The organism is Streptomyces cyaneochromogenes (genome assembly GCF_003963535.1).
Classification (GTDB): Bacteria; Actinomycetota; Actinomycetes; order Streptomycetales; family Streptomycetaceae; genus Streptomyces; species Streptomyces shaanxiensis.
Map to the genome: position 1 here is coordinate 9,800,218 of NZ_CP034539.1, position 17,308 is coordinate 9,817,525.

14 protein-coding genes are annotated in these 17,308 nt (G+C 72.8%); 10 read left to right on the forward strand and 4 right to left on the reverse strand.

Going from position 1 to position 17,308, the window contains the following annotated elements; translation table 11 throughout:
- Positions 1 to 125: 125 nt before the first annotated feature.
- Entirely contained in the window at positions 126 to 1,055 is a 930-nt protein-coding gene (locus tag EJ357_RS43970; protein ID WP_126397890.1) for an EamA family transporter, read from the reverse strand.
- Between the two features lie 68 nt (positions 1,056 to 1,123).
- Between EJ357_RS43970 and EJ357_RS43975 the strand changes: the two genes are divergently transcribed.
- From EJ357_RS43975 to EJ357_RS43990, 4 genes are all read left to right on the forward strand, one after another.
- On the forward strand, positions 1,124 to 2,005 hold the full coding sequence (locus tag EJ357_RS43975) for a LysR family transcriptional regulator (protein ID WP_126397892.1): 882 nt from the start codon (positions 1,124 to 1,126) through the stop codon (positions 2,003 to 2,005).
- 455 nt (positions 2,006 to 2,460) lie between these two features.
- Positions 2,461 to 3,246 carry an HAD family hydrolase gene (locus EJ357_RS43980; RefSeq protein WP_126397894.1) on the forward strand — a complete coding sequence of 262 codons (786 nt, stop codon included), beginning with the start codon at positions 2,461 to 2,463 and terminating at the stop codon, positions 3,244 to 3,246.
- Complete coding sequence (locus EJ357_RS43985) at positions 3,243 to 5,660, forward strand: glycoside hydrolase family 65 protein (protein WP_126397896.1); 2,418 nt, start codon at positions 3,243 to 3,245, stop codon at positions 5,658 to 5,660. The genes EJ357_RS43980 and EJ357_RS43985 overlap by 4 nt, the downstream gene beginning before the upstream one ends.
- Before the next feature lie 159 nt (positions 5,661 to 5,819).
- On the forward strand, positions 5,820 to 6,701 hold the full coding sequence (locus EJ357_RS43990) for a universal stress protein (protein WP_126397898.1): 882 nt from the start codon (positions 5,820 to 5,822) through the stop codon (positions 6,699 to 6,701).
- Positions 6,702 to 6,752: 51 nt separating this feature from the next.
- On the opposite strand, the gene ppk2 is transcribed toward EJ357_RS43990, so the two are convergent.
- Complete coding sequence (ppk2, locus tag EJ357_RS43995; protein WP_126397900.1) at positions 6,753 to 7,556, reverse strand: polyphosphate kinase 2; 804 nt, start codon at positions 7,554 to 7,556, stop codon at positions 6,753 to 6,755.
- Between the two features lie 112 nt (positions 7,557 to 7,668).
- Between ppk2 and EJ357_RS44000 the strand changes: the two genes are divergently transcribed.
- Positions 7,669 to 8,043, forward strand: coding sequence for a hypothetical protein (locus EJ357_RS44000; RefSeq protein WP_126400857.1), 375 nt, complete (start codon positions 7,669 to 7,671; stop codon positions 8,041 to 8,043).
- Between the two features lie 89 nt (positions 8,044 to 8,132).
- On the opposite strand, the gene EJ357_RS44005 is transcribed toward EJ357_RS44000, so the two are convergent.
- A complete protein-coding gene (locus EJ357_RS44005) occupies positions 8,133 to 8,534 on the reverse strand; it encodes a DUF6479 family protein (protein WP_126397902.1) in 402 nt (133 codons plus the stop codon).
- 76 nt (positions 8,535 to 8,610) lie between these two features.
- On the opposite strand from EJ357_RS44005, the gene EJ357_RS44010 reads away from it, so the two are divergent.
- From EJ357_RS44010 to EJ357_RS44030, 5 genes are all read left to right on the forward strand, one after another.
- A complete protein-coding gene (locus EJ357_RS44010; RefSeq protein ID WP_126397904.1) occupies positions 8,611 to 8,985 on the forward strand; it encodes a ferredoxin in 375 nt (124 codons plus the stop codon).
- A gap of 140 nt (positions 8,986 to 9,125) precedes the next feature.
- Positions 9,126 to 10,337 carry an acyl-CoA dehydrogenase family protein gene (locus tag EJ357_RS44015; protein WP_126397906.1) on the forward strand — a complete coding sequence of 404 codons (1,212 nt, stop codon included), beginning with the start codon at positions 9,126 to 9,128 and terminating at the stop codon, positions 10,335 to 10,337.
- A gap of 9 nt (positions 10,338 to 10,346) precedes the next feature.
- Positions 10,347 to 11,189: an oxygenase MpaB family protein gene (locus tag EJ357_RS44020; protein ID WP_126397908.1), complete on the forward strand. Its 843-nt coding sequence runs from the start codon at positions 10,347 to 10,349 to the stop codon at positions 11,187 to 11,189.
- A 63-nt stretch (positions 11,190 to 11,252) separates the two neighbouring features.
- Positions 11,253 to 13,514 carry a serine/threonine-protein kinase gene (locus EJ357_RS44025; RefSeq protein WP_126397910.1) on the forward strand — a complete coding sequence of 754 codons (2,262 nt, stop codon included), beginning with the start codon at positions 11,253 to 11,255 and terminating at the stop codon, positions 13,512 to 13,514.
- Between the two features lie 76 nt (positions 13,515 to 13,590).
- Positions 13,591 to 15,165 (forward strand): phytoene desaturase family protein, encoded by a 1,575-nt coding sequence (locus EJ357_RS44030; protein ID WP_175647749.1) that lies wholly within the window; start codon positions 13,591 to 13,593, stop codon positions 15,163 to 15,165.
- Between the two features lie 365 nt (positions 15,166 to 15,530).
- Here the strand turns inward: EJ357_RS44030 and EJ357_RS44035 are convergent, their stop codons facing one another.
- On the reverse strand, positions 15,531 to 17,300 hold the full coding sequence (locus EJ357_RS44035) for a serine hydrolase domain-containing protein (protein ID WP_126397914.1): 1,770 nt from the start codon (positions 17,298 to 17,300) through the stop codon (positions 15,531 to 15,533).
- Between the last annotated feature and the right edge of the window lie 8 nt (positions 17,301 to 17,308).

Genomic DNA, 17,308 nt, shown 5'->3' on the forward strand with positions numbered 1-17,308 from the left:
TGGGGCACGACAGTTGACGTCCGGGTCATTCCCGGCTGACGGCAACTGTCAACAGGGCCCGCAGAGTTGGTGCGCAGACGTCAGTCAGTGCGGGCCGGGGAGCCGGAGCCGTACCTTCCCGCCCGTCAGTTCCGCGACGTCGCAATGCTGAGCGCGTTGGCGGCCACGACGGCGCCGATGGCCGCCCACTCCGGCGCCCCGAGCTCCTGGCCCAGACCGATCAGGCCGACCAGGGCCGCGAGGACGGGGTTGACGCTCATGAACAGCCCGAAGGCCCGGGCCGGGACGTGTCGCAGGGTGAACAGGTCCGCGAGGTACGGCACGGCGGAGGCGAGCACACCGGCGGCCACCGCGCAGGCGACGGCGCCGGCCGTGGGCGGATGCCGGAGGGCGACGACGACGCCGACCGGCAGGAACGTCAGGGCGGACAGACAGGACGCGGCAGCCGCGCCCTGCGCTCCGGGGAGACGTCGGCCGACGGTGCGGTTGAGCAGGATGTACGACGCCCAGCAGACGGCGGCCAGCAGGCCCAGGGCCATCCCGAGGTAGTCGGTCGAGGGCTGCGGGCGCATCAGGGTGACGACCCCGGCAGCGGCGATCACCGCACAGCAGACGTCGACACGGCGGCGGGAGGTCGCCAGCGCGATGGCGAGAGGGCCGAGGAACTCCAACGTCACCGCCAGGCCCAGCCCGACGCGGTCGATCGCGGAGTACAGCGAGAGGTTCATGGTGCCGAACACCAGCGCCAGCAGGGCGACCGGCCACCACTGACCCCACGTGAACGTACGCAGCCTGGGCCTGCCGACGGCCAGCAGGACCAGGGCGGCGACGTACTGGCGGACGGCGACGACGCCCACGGGGCCGAGGACGGGGAAGGCGAGGGAGCCGATCGCGGCGCCCGTCTGGGTGGACAGACCGCTGCCGACCATGGTGGCCACACCGGCGAGACGCCCACCCGCCGGCTCTGCGGTCACGGGCGAGGAGGCGGAGGCAGGTGCGGAGGCGGGTGCGGGGGCGGACGCGGGAGCAGGCGCCGACGCGGGGCGGGTGCGCATGCGCTCATCGTGGGACGGCTCCGTCCTTGCGTAAAATGCGTCGCCGAGCCCAGCTATACGCTTCAGTCATGGATGTTTCGGTCAACGCGTCGGTCACGGGTGTGGAGCTGAGGCAGTTGCGCGCCCTCGTCGCCATCGTCGACGAGGGCACCTTCACCGACGCCGCCATCGCCCTCGGCGTCTCCCAGGCGGCCGTCTCCCGCTCGCTGGCCTCCCTCGAACGCGCCCTGGGCGTAAGGCTGTTGCGGCGCACCTCCCGCGAAGTGACCCCGACCGGCACCGGTCTGCGGGTCCTGGCGCACGCCCGGCGCGTGCTCGGCGAGGTGGACGACCTGGTCCGGGAGGCAGGCTCCGGGCACGCCCGGCTGCGGATGGGCTACGCCTGGGCGGCGCTCGGCCGGCACACCCCGGCCTTCCAGCGCCGCTGGGCCGCCGCGCACCCCGGGACCGATCTGCAGCTCGTGCGCGTCAACTCGGCCACGGCGGGGCTCGCGGAGGGCGCCTGCGACCTGTCCGTCGTACGCCGGCCCGTGGACGACCGGCGGTTCGACTCCGCCATCGTCGGGCTGGAGCGGCGGCTGTGCGCCGTGGCCGCCGACGACCCGCTGGCCCGGCGCCGCGCGGTCCGGCTGGCCGACCTCAGCGGCCGCACCCTCCTGGTCGACCGCCGCACCGGGACCACGACCACCGAACTGTGGCCGCCCGACGCGCGCCCGGCGACCGAGGAGACCCACGACGTCGACGACTGGCTCACGGTGATCGCCACCGGCCGCTGCGTCGGCGTGACCGCCGAGGCCACCGCCAACCAGTACCCGCGCCCCGGTGTCGTCTACCGGCCGGTACGGGACGCCGAACCCATCGCCGTCCGGCTGGCCTGGTGGCGCGACGACCCGCATCCCGCCGCACCGGCGGCGATCGAGCTGCTCACCGCGCTGTACCGGGGCGACTGACGCCGTCGGTCCCGGGGATGCGCACAGGCCTGCGGTGGCGTGTCATGAGAGGTGTGGCGACGGGCCCGGGAAACAAGGCGGGCCACAGCAAGGGGCGGGAAGGGCCCCATCCACTTCTCGCGGATCCTGATTGCGCGGTGCACGGCCGCCAGCCGCTTCTCCGCGTCCTTGCGGGTCCTTCCCGTCACCTCCAGCACACCACGCGCGGGACGGATGCGCCAGGGCCGCTCGGCCCCGTTGCGGACGGAGGCGACACCCGGAGGTGACAAGGCGGGCTCGGCGGGTACCCATCAGCGGATCCCGCAGGGCGTGGGAGAGCCGTCGAGCGGAGGTGAGAGGCCGTGCGATTCGCGTTCCGTGACGTCGGCGCGCGCGGGCATCCCCAGGATGCCGTCCGACTGAGGTACCGCCCCGCACCGGGCCCGGTCGCCGTCCTGCCGCGGCGGAGGTGACCGATGCACCGGCCCCGCAGCCCCGACACGTCCCTTGAGGCGTCCCGCGCCGCGCTCGCCCCCGTGCTGCGTGACGTACGCGCCGTCGTCTTCGACACCGACGGCGTGATCACCGACTCGGCCAGGGTGCACGCCGCCGCCTGGAAGGTGGCCTTCGACGCCTTCCTGCGGGCCCACCCGCCCGAGGACCCCGGCCTGCGCCGCCCCTTCGACGAGCGGGACGACTACCTGCGTCACGTCGACGGAAAGTCCCGCCTCGACGGAGCCGAGGCCTTCCTGGCCGCGCGCGGCATCGAGACGTCGGCCGAGACGGTACGGGCCGTCGCCGCGGACAAGGAGCGCCTGTTCACCCAGCGGTTGCGCGAGCACGGCGTCGACGCCTACCCGGGGACCGTACGGCTGGTGAAGGCACTGCGCGCCGCGGGAGTGCCCCGTGCCGCGGCCTCCGCCTCCCGGCACGCCGGTGAGCTGCTGGACCGGGCAGGGGTGCTCGACCTGTTCGACGCCCTGGTGGACGGCGGCGAGGCCGCCAGGCTGGACCTCCCGGGCAAACCGGAGCCCGATCTGTTCCTGGAAGCGGTCCGCCGGCTCGGCGTCCCGGCCGACCGGGCCGCCGTCGTCGAGGATGCCCTGGCCGGCGTCGAGGCGGGCCGGCGAGGCGGCTTCGCCCTGGTGGTGGGGGTGGACCGGGCCGCCGGCGCGGACACCGGGGCGCGGCTGCTGCGGCACGGCGCCGACATCGTCGTACAGGACCTCGGAGAACTCTGCGCGGGAGGAGCGCCGACGTGACGGACGACCGGAGCCCGGAGGCCGAAGCACCGGGGTGGAGCTGGGAGTACGAGGGCTACGAGCCCGCCGACGAACGCCTCCGGGAGTCGCTGTGCACGCTCGGAAACGGCTACTTCGCCACACGGGGCGCGCTGCCCGAGTGTGCCGCCGACGACGTCCACTACCCGGGGACCTATGTGGCCGGCATCTACAACCGCCTCACCTCCAAGGTCGCGGGCCGCCGGGTGGAGAACGAGGACATGGTCAACGTCCCCAACTGGCTTCCCCTGCGCTTCCGCCTCCCCGACGGCCACTGGATCGCCCCCGACACCACGCCCGTGCTCGACCACCGGCAGCTGCTGCACATGTCCGCGGGGCTGCTGGAGCGCCGGACGCGGTACGACCTCGGCGACGACCGGGTATTGACGGTCCGTCAGCTGCGGCTGGTGCACATGGCCGATCCCCATCTGGCGGCTCTGCGCACCGAGTTCACGGCCGACGGGTTCTCCGGACCGCTCGAGGTGGAGGCGGCCCTGGACGGCTCGGTCACCAACGCCGGCGTGCCACGCTACCGGGACCTCGACGGCCGCCATCTCACCCACATCCACACCGGCACCGCCGCCCCGGACACGGTCTGGCTGCGCTGCCGAACCCGCACCTCCGACACCCGGATCGGCATCGCGGCCCGGCTGACCGCCCGGACCGGGGCCGAGGCCGAGGCACCCCTCACGATCCGTCATGAACGGCCGTACGCCATCCAGCGGGTGACGGTCCACATGGTGCCCGGCCACACCGTCACGGTCGACAAGACAGTGGCCCTGCACACCTCCCGCGACCCGGCCATCAGCGACCCGCTGCACGCCGCCGTCGACCGGGTGGGCCGGGCCCCCGGCTTCGACGCGCTGGCCGAGACGCATCGTGCCGCCTGGGGTCAGCTCTGGCGGCGCGCCGAACTCGACGTCCCCGGCGAGTCGGGCCGCATCCTGCGGCTGCACCTCTTCCATGTCCTGCAGACCCTCTCCCCGCACACCGCCGACCTCGACGTCGGCGTACCCGCGAGGGGACTGCACGGCGAGGCCTACCGCGGCCATGTCTTCTGGGACGAGCTGTTCGTCCTGCCCTATCTCAACCTGCACTTCCCGGAGGTCTCCCGCGCCCTGCTGCGCTACCGCCACCGACGCCTCGAACAGGCCCGGACCAGCGCCGGGGCAGTGGGCCGCCGGGGCGCCATGTATCCGTGGCAGAGCGGCAGCGACGGGCGTGAGGAGACCCAGCAGCTCCATCTCAACCCGCGCTCGGGACGCTGGCTGCCCGACCACTCCCGGCTCCAGCACCACGTCGGCTCGGCGATCGCCTACAACGTGTGGCAGTACTGCGAGGCGAGCGGCGACACGGAGTTCCTGCACACCAAGGGCGCCGAGATGCTGTTGTACATCGCCCGTTTCTGGGCGGACAAAGCCGTTTACGACGAGAGTCTCGGCCGCCACCGCATCAAGGGCGTCGTCGGCCCCGACGAGTACCACGAGTCCTACCCGGACGCCGACGCGCCCGGCCTCGACGACAACGCGTACACCAACGTCACCGCCGCCTGGGTGCTCACCCGCACCATCGAGCTGATCGGCATCCTCCCCGAGCCCCGCCGGCGTGAACTCCTCGAGCGCACCGGCCTGGACGGGAGTGAACTCGAACGGTGGGAGGACGTCTCACGCACCCTCCACGTCCCCCTCCACGACGACGTGATCAGCCAGTTCGCGGGCTACGGCGACCTCGCCGAGCTCGACTGGAGCGGCTACCGCGAGCGGTACGGGGACATCCGGCGGCTGGACCGGATCCTGGAGGCCGAGGGCGACACCGTCAACCGCTACAAGGCCTCCAAGCAGGCCGACGTGCTGATGCTCGGCTACCTCTTCGCACCGGCCGAACTGGAGGGGCTGTTCCGCCGGTTGGGGGTCCGGCTGGACGAGGACGTGTGGCGGCGCACCGTCGACTACTACATGCACCGCACCAGCCACGGATCCACCCTCAGCGGCCTGGTCCACGGCTGGGTGCTGGCCCGGTGCCGGCGCAGCGAGGCCTGGAAGTTCTGTCAGGAGGCCCTCCAGGGCGACATCGCCGACGTGCAGGGCGGCACCACCGGCGAGGGCATCCACCTGGGCGCCATGGCCGGCACCCTCGACCTCGTCCAGCGCGGGCTGACCGGCCTGGAGACCCGGGGCGGCGCCCTGTGGCTCGACCCCGTGCCGCTGCCCGAGCTGTCCTCCTACGGGTTCTCCCTGCGCTACCAGGGCAACTGGGGCGTACGGCTGCGGCTGGAACGAGGACTGCTGGAGATCGCGGTCCCCTCCCACGACGTCTCACCGATCGACGTACGGCTGCCGGGCCGCGAGGTGTCCCTGCAGCCGGGGGAGACCGGGCGCCTGGTCCTGCCCGACTGACCCTGCCCCGGGCCGGTGCGGGAGGCGGGCGCCGGGGGGAGGCTGGGAGAGGCCGGGAGACAGCGGCCGACGGCCCGGCCCGGTACCGGCACGGAGCGTTCCGGGCCCGGCGCGCAGATGTCGTACGGCCCGCGGATCCTGCACGGAAAGGGGAGCGCGATGAACGGCCCGGTTGTCGTGGGGGTGGACGGTTCGCCGTCGAGTCTGGCGGCGGTGGAGGTCGCGGCGCGGGAGGCCGCGCTGCGGGGCGTGGGGCTGCGGCTGGTGCACGCCTTCGGCTGGCCGGCCGCGCACATTCCGCCCGGTGGCCGGCTGTGGGAACCGAGCGGTGGCGGGGTGCGCGAGCTGATCGACGGTACGCTCGCCAAGGCCGAGCGGCGCGCCCACGAGACGGCGCCGGACGTCGTGATCATGCGCGAGATCGTCGTCGGCGAACCGGTCATGGTGCTGGAGATCGAGTCGCGCGCCGCGTCCCTGGCCGTGGTGGGGAGCCGGGGACTGAGCCGGTTCGGCGCGCTGCTGCTCGGCTCCACCGCAGGTCATCTGTCCGCTCACGCCGCCTGCCCGGTGATCGTGGTGCGTGGCAGGCCGGATCCGGGCGGGCCGGTGCTGCTCGCCGTCGACGACTCGCCCGCGGCCCGGGGCGCCGTCGAGTTCGCCTTCGCCGAGGCAGCCGCGCGCGGCACGAACCTGGTGGCGCTGCACGCCTGGAGCACCCGATCCGAGCGGGCCTACGACCAGCCGGCCGACCCGCCCTTCGTGACGTACGACGAGGACCGGCTGCGTGACGAGGAGGAGCGGGTGCTGGCCGAGGCGCTGGGCGGGCTGCGCGAGCGGTACCCCGACGTCGACGTGGACCGCAGGCTGGTGCGCGGCCGGATCCGCCACACCCTCATCGAGGCCAGCGCCGACGCCGGGCTCGTCGTGGCCGGGGCGCGCGGCAGGGGCGGGTTCGCCGGGCTGCTCCTGGGCTCGGTGAGCCAGGCCCTGCTGCACCACGCGCACTGCCCGGTCGCCGTCGTCCGGTCCGGGCCGGAGTGAGAGCGGCGAGCCGCGCGGACGTCCTGGCGGCGAGCCGCCCACGGGCCGGGCTCAGAGGTTCGCCGCGTGGTCCGGGACGTAGTTCTGCAGATCGCGCGGCGGTCGCCGGTAGCCGGTCGACGCCGGCCGCTCGGGCAGGTCCAGGACCGGTGGAGGCACGTCCTGGTACGGCACGGAGTCCAGCAGGTGGGCGATCATGTTCAGTCGGGCCCGGCGCTTGTCGTCGCTCTCGACGACGTACCAGGGCGCCTCGGTGATGTCGGTGTGCACCATCATCTCGTCCTTGGCCCGGGAGTACTCCTCCCAGCGGGTGATCGACTCCAGGTCCATCGGGGACAGCTTCCAGCGACGCAGCGGGTCCTCCAGGCGGCGGCGGAAGCGTTCCTGCTGCTCCTCGTCGCTCACCGAGAACCAGTACTTGCGCAGCAGGATCCCTTCCTCCACCAGCATCCGCTCGAAGAGGGGGCACTGGCGCAGGAAGAGCTGGTGCTCCTCCTTGGTGCAGAAGCCCATGACGTGCTCGACACCGGCCCGGTTGTACCAGCTGCGGTCGAACAGCACGATCTCCCCGGCGGCCGGCAGATGCCCGATGTACCGCTGGAAGTACCACTGCGTACGCTCGCGCTCGGTCGGCTTGGGCAGCGCCGCGATCCGCGCGAACCGCGGGTTCAGGTGTTCCGTGACCCGCTTGATGGTGCCGCCCTTGCCCGCGGCGTCCCGCCCCTCGAACACCACGACCACGCGGGCGCCCTCCGCACGCACCCACTCCTGCAGTTTCACCAACTCCGTCTGCAGGCGCAGCAGTTCCTTCTCGTACGTCTTGCGAGACAGCTTCTCCGCCTTGTCGCCGGCCATGAAAGCACCGTACTGACCGACGACGGGCAGCGCACTCCGGCGGCCGGACCGCGCGAACGTACCCTGCGAGTGGAACCGACCCCGGCACACCGCAACGGTGAGGCAGGAACCGATGGACTCGCCCTCAGGACCGAAGGACGACACCACCAGTGCGCACATCCACGTCGAGAAGAAGCCGCCCCGCTCCGACGCACGCGCGCGTGATCTCCTGGCCGCCACGTTCGGCCTGGTCGCAGACCTGCCGGCGACGGTCGCCACCGGCTGTGGGCTGCGGGTTCCGTATGCCATGACCTCACCGCGGCCCGAGAGCGTGACCTGCCTGGCCTGCCGTGAGCACGCCCACGCCCAGCACCTGCGCCTCGCCGAGGAGATCGAACGGCTCGGCGCCATGCCGGGCGCCGTCGTCACCGCGGACCGGGCGGGCCAGGTGGCGGAGCATCACCGCGACCTCGCGCGGAGGTTCGCCGGCGACGACGGCAGCCCCTGACGTCGCACCCAGGTGCCCCGACCGCCGCCCCGCGCCCCGGTCGCCCGCCCTGTACCCCGGATCGCGGCACCCACGCCGCCGCGCGGGCGTCAGTGCCTGCCCGGGCCCCCGCTGCCGAACGACCCGCTGCCGCCCTCGCTCCAACGTGGCCGTTCCTGCGAGGGGCTGGGACGGGACGGGATGTTGCCGTGGCCGGGCATCTCGTGCGGGGTCAGCCGGTGATCGCTCCGGGGCACCTCGTTGGGTTCCCGGTGCTCCCGGACCTCCTGGACGGGGCCGTCCTCGGGCGGCCGGGGCTGTTCCTCCGGGCGCGGGGGCGGCGGCTCACGGCGCCTGATCCGGGCGCCCAGCACGAAGGCGCCGATGAGCAGCGCCACGACGGCCAGCCCGGCGACGAGCAGGCCGATGCCGAGCGCACCCTTCGCGGCGATGTCGGTAGAGGCGATGTCGGTGGACGCGATGTCCGTGGCTGCGATCGATGCGATGGTCATGGGCCGCGAGTACCCGTGGCGTCCCGCGTGAACCCGCCCCGGGTTTGGCGTGCCCCGGACCGGCTACCCGACCGGCGTGACACAGACAACGTCCCAGCAGCAGCCCGTCCAGTTCCTGGAGGACCGATTCGCGTGCGCTCAGGCCTGCACCGAGTGCGCCCGGGCCTGTGCCCTGCGCGCGAGCCTGGTGGATCCGGACGGGGCCGAGGAGCAGGAACTCCTGCGCCGCAAGGGCATCATGTGCGCCGAGGTGTGTGACGCGACCTGCCGGATGCTGGCCGAGGAGAACCAGCTGGACGAGAGCGCCCTGCGCGTCCAGCTGGAGTGGACCCGGACGGTGAGCCTGGAGTGCGCCCATGCCTTCGACCGGCACCCGGACGCCGAGGACGCCGCGCGGGCGTGCCGGGACTGCGCACGGGCCTGCACGGACTTCATGGCCACGCTCGACTGACCGGTTCGCGGCAGGCACGCGAACAGTTCCGCCGCCGGATCCCGCCGCTGCGAGCCATTCCAGGCCTCGCCATTCCCAATTTCTGAAACACGTTCTACGGTGTGCGCCGTCAGGACCGGCCTTGGGAGCCTGGAGGCGCCGTGCATCTCGAATACACGCCCGAGCAGCAGCGGCTGCGCACCGAACTGCGCGACTACTTCGCCGAGTTGGTGCCGGACCTCGCGCACACCCTCCCCCATGGCCCGAAAGGCATGGGAGGTGCCCCCATCACCGACCCGGCGGCCCAGAAGCGCCACTACCGCAAGACGATCCGACGGCTCGGCGCGGACGGCTGGCTCGGCGTCGGCTGGCCCAAGGAGTACGGCGGACGCGGGCTGACCGCGATGGAACAGTTCATCTTCTTCGACGAGGCGGCCCAGGCGGGCGTACCGCTGCCGCTGATGGCGCTCAACACCGTCGGCCCGACGATCATGCAGTACGGCTCGGACGAGCAGAAGGCGTACTTCCTGCCGAAGATCCTCTCCGGCGAGATCGACTTCGCGATCGGCTACAGCGAGCCCGACGCGGGCACGGACCTGGCCTCGCTCAGGACGCGGGCCGTGCGCGACGGCGACGAGTACGTCGTCAACGGGCAGAAGATCTGGACGACCAACGGCGACACAGCCGACTGGGTCTGGCTGGCCGTCCGCACCGACCCGGCCGCCCCGCCGCACAAGGGCATCACGATGCTCCTCGTCCCGACGACCGACCCCGGTTACTCCTGCACCCTCATCAACACCCTCGCCTCGCACGACACCACGGCCAGCTACTACGAGAACATCCGCGTCCCGGTCAGCCGCCGTGTCGGCGCGGAGAACCAGGGCTGGCGCCTGATCACCAACCAGCTCAACCACGAGCGCGTCACCCTCGCCGCCCACGGCACCATGGCCATCCGCGCCCTGCACGACGTCCAGCGCTGGGCCATGGAGACCAAGCTCGCCGACGGCCGCCGGGTGATCGACCTGCCCTGGGTGCGCCGCCGCCTCGCCCAGACCCACACCAGGCTCGACGCCCTCAAGCTCCTGAACTGGAAGATGGTCGGCGCCGTCCAGGAGGGCACGCTGACCCCGCAGGACGCCTCCGCCGTGAAGGTCTACGGCTCCGAGGCGCGCCGCGACGCGTACGCCTGGCTGATGGAGATCGTCGCCGCACCGGGTGCGCTCAAGGAGGGCTCGGCGGGGGCGGTGCTCCACGGTGAGCTGGAGCGCGGCTACCGCTCGGCGGTGATCTTCACCTTCGGCGGCGGCAACAACGAGATCCAGCGGGAGATCATCTCGTGGATCGGTCTGGGGATGCCGAGGGTACGGCGTTAGCCTGCGGGCATGGGCGATCCCGGGCTGTTCACCCCGAACTCGGTCACCTGGCAGATGCACGGCGACCCCATGATGTGGGTCGCCGGAGTCCGCGCGCTCTACCTCCAGGCCCTGCACCCGCGCGCCGTACGCGGCGTCATGCAGAACTCCGACTTCCGCGAGGACGCCTGGGGCCGCCTGCTGCGCACCGCCAACTTCGTCGGGACGATCACGTACGGCACCACCGAGGCCGCCGAGAGGGCCGGCGCACGGGTCCGGAAGATCCACAGCATGCTCGGCGCCACCGATCCGGACACGGGGGAGCGGTACGGCGTCGACGAACCCGAACTGCTGCTGTGGGTGCACTGCGCCGAGATCGACTCCTATCTGCAGGTCGCCCGCCGCTCCGGGTTCCCCCTCACCGACGCGCAGGCCGACCGCTACATCGGCGAACACCGGGTCAGCGCCCGCCTGGTGGGCCTCGACCCCGACGCCGTACCGGCGAACCGGGCGGAGATGGCGGCGTACTTCGAGAAGGTGCGGCCCGAGCTCGCGTGCGGACCCGAGGCACGCGCGGTGGACGACTTCCTCCTCCGCCCTCCGACGCATCCCCTTCTCGTCCCGGCGCGCGAGGTGCTGTGGCGGCGCGTGGCGCACCTGGCGTACGCCGCTCTGCCGCCGTACGCCCATGAGCTGTACGGCAGACCGGCCCCGAAACCCGCCACCGTCACCCGCCAGTTGCGTGTCACGGGCACCCTGCTGCGCTGTGTTCCCGCACGTCTGCGCTGGCAACTCCCGCCCAAACACATCCTGCGCGCCATGGCCCGGCTCGGCCCGGGCTCGCGCCCGGCACCGTACAAACTCGGACGATAGCTCGCCATACTGGACGAGCCGGGGGAGGGTGGGGCGGACCGTGACGGGGGGCGATCGCGGGAGATGGGGGACAGCAGGCTGATCCAGGGCCGGTACCGGCTGCTCGATCCGATAGGGCGCGGCGGTATGGGCGAGGTGTGGCGTGCGCGCGACGAGTCGCTGGGCCGGCATGTCGCCGTGAAGTGCCTCAAGCCGCTGGGGCCCCACCACGACCACTCCTTCACCCGCGTCCTGCGGGAGCGGTTCCGCCGCGAGGCCCGGGTGGCCGCGGCGCTGCAGCACCGCGGGGTGACCGTCGTCCACGACTTCGGCGAGTCCGACGGCATCCTGTTCCTGGTCATGGAACTGCTGCAGGGCCGCAATCTCAGTCAGCTCCTGGAGGACAACAAGCACCACCCGCTGCCCGTCCCGGACGTCGTCGACATCGCCGACCAGGTCGCCGCCGCCCTCGCCTACACCCACCAGCAGGGCATCGTGCACCGCGATCTGAAGCCCGCGAACATCATGCGGCTCGGCGACGGCACGGTGAAGATCTGCGACTTCGGCATCGCGCGCCTCGGCCACGACATCGGCTTCACCTCCCGGCTGACCGGCACGGGCATCGCGATGGGCACCCCGCACTACATGTCGCCGGAGCAGATCGGCGGGGAGGAGGTGGACCAGCGCAGCGACCTGTACTCGCTGGGGTGCGTGCTGTACGAGATCGCCACCGGGGTGCCGCCGTTCGACCTCGACGACCCCTGGGCCATCCTCGTCGGCCACCGCGACACCCCGCCCCGGCCGCCGCGCAGCCACCGGGCCGAGCTGCCCGAGTACTTCGAGAAGATCATCCTCGACCTGCTGGCCAAACGCCCCGAGCAACGCCCGCACGACGGCCGCGAGTTGGGCCGCCGCATCGAACTGGGCCGTACGACACCGGCGTACGTCCCGACCGTGGTGACCCCGCAGCCCGCCCTCAGGCCCCCGCGACCCGCCGTCGGGCCACCGGAGCCCGGCACCCGCGAGCCCCGCCTGCCGTCCTGGACCCGCGGCATGACCACCGGCCACAAGGCCACCGGCGCCGGACTGCGCACCACACCCCCCGACGCCGCGGCCGGCCTCACCGGCGAGTGGATCGCCCGTCCCGCCACCGGCCGGCCCGACGGGACCGCCGTACCCGAAGAGCCGCCCGCCCCGCCCCAGGAGACGCTCACCGCGCTGGCCGGACGGCACAACGCCGGGCTCAGCCTCGGCCGGCTGGGCCGCTGGGCGGAGGCGGGCGAGGTGCACCGGGCCGTCGCCGCCGAGCGCGAGCACCTCCTCGGCCCCGACCACCCCGACACCCTCGCCAGCCGCTACGAGGTCGCGTTCACCCTCAGCCGCACCGGCCGCGCCGCCGACGCGCTGCGCGAGTACAAGCACGTCGCCCGCGCGCGCAGCCTCGCCCTCGGCCCGGACCACCCCGAGACGCTCGCCGCCCGGCAGGAAATGGCCTACGTGCTCGGCCAGTTGGGCCGTCACTTCGACGCCCACCAGGTCTACACGTCCGTGCTCATCGCCCGGGAGCGCGCCATGGGCGCCGATCACCCCGACACCCTGCGCTGCCGGCACAACCTCGCCTTCAACCTCAGCAGGCTCGGCCGCCTGGAGGACTCGTACCGCATGGCCACGGAGGTCGCCGCCGCCCGCGCCCGCGTCCTCGGCCCGCACCACCCCGACACCCTCGTCACCCGCTACGAGGTCGCCTACGCACTCGGCCAGTTGGGACACTGGGCGCAGGCCCTGCAGACCTACCGCGAGGTCGCCGACGCCCGCGCCCAGGCCCTCGGCCCCGACCACCCCGACACCCTCGCCGCCCGCTACGAGGTCGGCATCAGCCTCGGCCGGCTCGGCCGCAGCACGGAGGCGCTGCAGCTCTACCGCGACCTCGTCGACGACCGCGTCCGCGTCCACGGCCCCGCCCACCCCGAGACCCTGCGTGCCCGGCACGGCCTCGGCGTCAACCTCGGCCGGCTCGGCCGCTGGGAGGAGGCGCTCGCCGAGTCCCGCGACGTGTGCGCGATCCGCGAGCGCGTCCTCGGCCCGGACCACCCGGACACCCTGGTCAGCCGTCGCGAGGTCGCTGTGAGCCTGGGCTGGCTGGGCCGCTGGCCGGACGCGCTCACCGAGTACCGCAGGGTGGCCACCGCCCGCGAGCGCGTCCTCGGCGCCGACCACCCGGACACCCTCGCCAGCCGCAATGACGAGGCCCACTGCCTGCAGCAGCTCGGACGGGGCGCGGAGGCGATCGAGCTGTACCGGAGGGTGGCGGTGCTGCGGCAGCAGCGGGCGTCCGGAGGCACATGAGCGCGACGGCGTCCTCCCGTGACTCGCGCGCGCCGCACCTATGGCCGACCTAGATCATCACGTGTTACCAAGAACCATGCCTGCACACGAGGGAAAGCCGGGACACCGTACGTACGACGCCGTCATCGTCGGCGGAGGCCACAACGGCCTGGTCGCCGCCGCCTACCTGGCCCGGGCCGGCCGGTCCGTGCTGGTGCTGGAGCGGCTGGACCACACCGGGGGCGCCGCTGTGTCCACCCGGCCGTTCGCCGGGGTCGACGCGCGGCTGTCGCGCTACTCGTACCTGGTCAGCCTGCTGCCCAAGAAGATCGTGCGGGACCTCGGCCTGGACTTCCGGGTCCGCACCCGCAACGTCTCCTCGTACACGCCCGTGGAACGCGACGGACGGCCCACCGGTCTGCTGGTGGGCGGCGGCGAGCGGCGCACCCGGGAGGCGTTCGCCCGGCTGACGGGCGGGGAGCGCGAGTACCAGGCCTGGCAGCGCTTCTACGGGATGACCGGCGAGGTCGCCAAGCGGGTCTTCCCGACGCTCGTCGAGCCCCTGCCGAGCCGCGAGGAGCTGCGCCGCCGGGTGGACGACGAGGAGGCCTGGCGGACCCTGTTCGAGGAGCCGATCGGTCTCGCCATCGAGGAGCGATTCGCCGACGACCTGGTGCGGGGCGTGGTCCTCACGGACGCGCTCATCGGGACCTTCGCCGACGCCCACGACCCCTCGCTGAGGCAGAACCGCTGCTTCCTCTACCACGTGATCGGCGGCGGCACCGGCGACTGGGACGTCCCCGTCGGCGGCATGGGCGCCCTCACCGACGCCCTGGCCGCGGCGGCGCGTGCGGCGGGCACGGTCATCGCCACCGGGCACGAGGCGGAACGGATCGACACGGACGGCCGTACGGCGGAGGTCACCTATCGCACGGCGGACGGCGAGGGCGTCGCCGTCGCCCGGCACGTCCTGGTCAACGCCTCCCCGCAGGCCCTGGCCGCCCTCACCGGCGACACACCCCCGGCCCCCGCCGAGGGCGCCCAGCTCAAGGTGAACATGCTGCTCAAGCGCCTGCCCCGGCTGCGCGACAGCTCCGTCGACCCGCGTGAGGCGTTCTCCGGCACCTTCCACATCGCCGAGGGCTACGACCAGCTGGCCACCGCCCACGCCCAGGCCGTCGCCGGGGAACTCCCCGCCGCGCCCCCGGCGGAGATCTACTGCCACTCGCTGACCGACCCGACGATCCTCGGCCCCGCCCTGGTCGAACAGGGCTACCAGACCCTCACTCTTTTCGGCCTGCACACTCCGGCCCGGCTCTTCGAGGGCGACAACGCCGCCGTACGCGAGGAACTGCTCAAGTCGACGCTCGCCCAGCTGGACGCCCATCTCACCGAGTCGATCGTCGGCTGCCTGGCGACCGACGCCGACGGACGTCCCTGCATCGAGGCCAAGACCCCACTGGACCTGGAGCGCGACCTGCGCCTCCCCGGCGGCAACATCTTCCACCGCGAGCTGGCCTGGCCGTACGCCCAGGAGAACACCGGGCGCTGGGGCGTGGAGACACCGCACGCGAACGTGCTGCTGTGCGGGGCGGGCGCGGTGCGCGGAGGCGGGGTGAGCGGGGTGCCCGGGCACAACGCGGCGATGGCGGTCCTCCAGGCGGACGCATAGTTCCCAAAACCTGCCCAACCATGCGGCAAGTTGCTTTCGTATCTTTGATACGAGAGCTGCCGCTGAGGGCGTCGAGGGACCCTTTCGCCGCCGGAACGCGGGGCGACAGGCCGAACCCCGCGTGGTCGGGAGCGATGCAGCGAAAGTCCGGCGACAAGGTCCCGAGCAGGCCGCGTGCCGCCGTACGGCACGGCGTCGTACGGCGGCTCGGCGCGGCCGAGCGTTCGCCAGATGTAGCTCCAGGGGGCCGTGCAGGAACAGCACCGGGTCTCCGGTGCCGACGTCGAGGTCACCCCACTCCACTCCGACCTCCTGACCCCGGCCTGACCGGCGTCCCTGTCAGGCCGGGTCGTCAGTTCGGCTCGTCAGTTCGCGGAGGCCGTCCAACCGCTCGCCGAGATCCGCGCGGTGTCCGCCGGCCGTGCCTCGTCGAAGAGGACGGTGTCCGCCGCCTCGACGCGCAGGCCGTCGACGTACGCGCCACGGCCCACGTACAGCCGGTCGGTCGCGTACCGCCAGCGGAGCACCAGCTGCCGGTGCGCGGGGAGTCGTGCCGTGAGCCGGTGCCAGACACGGCCCGACCAGCCGGTGACGGTGCCTGCCGGGTGGTCCTGCGGCTGACCTCCATGGCGTGTCGTCGTGAAGGGGAGCGGCTGCCAGGTGGCGCCACCGTCGGTCGTGGCCTCCAGGGTGAGGAGGTCCGCCTTGGGTTCGGTGTCCCACCACAGGGCGCAGCGCAGCCGGGCCTCGCCGCCGGACGTGTCGACCGGGGGGAGCGCGAGGGTCGCGGTCGTGGCGGTCGCCATTCCGGAGAACCACGCGGTACGACCGAGCCGCGGGCGGACGGACACGGCGCGGGCCATGTTGTTCGCGGCGGCGACCCGGGGCGCGGAACCGGAGCGCCAACCGCGCACCGGGTGAACGGAGTTGCCGAGCACGACGAGGAAGGAGTCGGTCGACGGGTCGAGGACCAGCGAGGTGCCGGTGAAACCGGTGTGCCCCGCCGTGTGCGGGGTGGCCATCGCGCCCATGTACCAGTGCTGGTAGAGCTCGAAGCCGAGACCGTGCTCGTCGCCCGGGAACGCGGTGTTGAAGTCGGTGAACATCAGCTCCACCGACTCCGGATCCAGGATGCGGGCCCTTCCGTAGACACCGCCGTTGAGCAGCGTCCGCCCGAGGACCGCGAGGTCCCAGGCGTTCGAGAACACACCCGCGTGGCCCGCGACCCCACCGAGGCTGAAGGCGTTCTCGTCGTGCACCTCGCCCCACACCAGCCCCCGGTCCAGGCCGGACCAGGGCTTACGGGCGTCCTCGGTGGCCGCGATCCTCGGCTTCCAGACCGCGGGCGGGTTGTAGCGGGTGCGGCGCATGCCGAGCGGGGCGGTGATCTCGTCGCGCAGGAGGGCGTCGAGCGTACGGCCGGTGATCTTCTCCAGGACCAGCTGGAGGGAGATCAGGTTCAGGTCCGAGTAGAGGTATGTCGTCCCCGGCGGGTTGAGCGGCGCCTCGTTCCAGATGAGCTGGAGTTTCTCGTCGTACGTCGGCGCGTTGTACAGCGGGATCCAGGCGCGGAACCCTGAAGTGTGGGTGAGGAGCTGACGAACAGTCATGTCCTGCTTGCCCGCCCGGCCGAAGTCCGGGAGGTAGGAGGCGACGGTCGCCTCCAGCCCGAGCGCACCCCGCTCGATCTGCTGCACGGCGAGGATCGACGTGAACAGCTTGGACACCGAGGCCAGATCGAAGACGGTGTCCTCGGCCATCGCGATCTGCCGGCCGGCGGGGAACTCGACGCCGGTGTCGGTCTTCTCGTCGTACGACTGATAGCGCACCGCCATGCCGATGGGCTGGTGCAGGGCCACCGTACTGCCCCGCCCGGCGAGCAGGACGGCGCCCGCGTACCAGGGGTGCTTGGGGGAGGGGCCGAGGTATGCCTTGGCATCGGTGACCAGGCGGTCGAGGTGGTCGGGGAGGAGGCCGGCACGCTCGGCGGAGCCGTGCCGCAGGGTGCCGCCGTGGCCGGAGGAGGCGGCCGCCGCCGGACCGGCGGGGAACGGGGCGATGGCCAGGGCTCCGCCCAAGGCCACTAGTCCCTGGCCGAGTTGACGCCGGGTCAGTCTTTCTCTGCCGTCGGCCATCGAGGTTC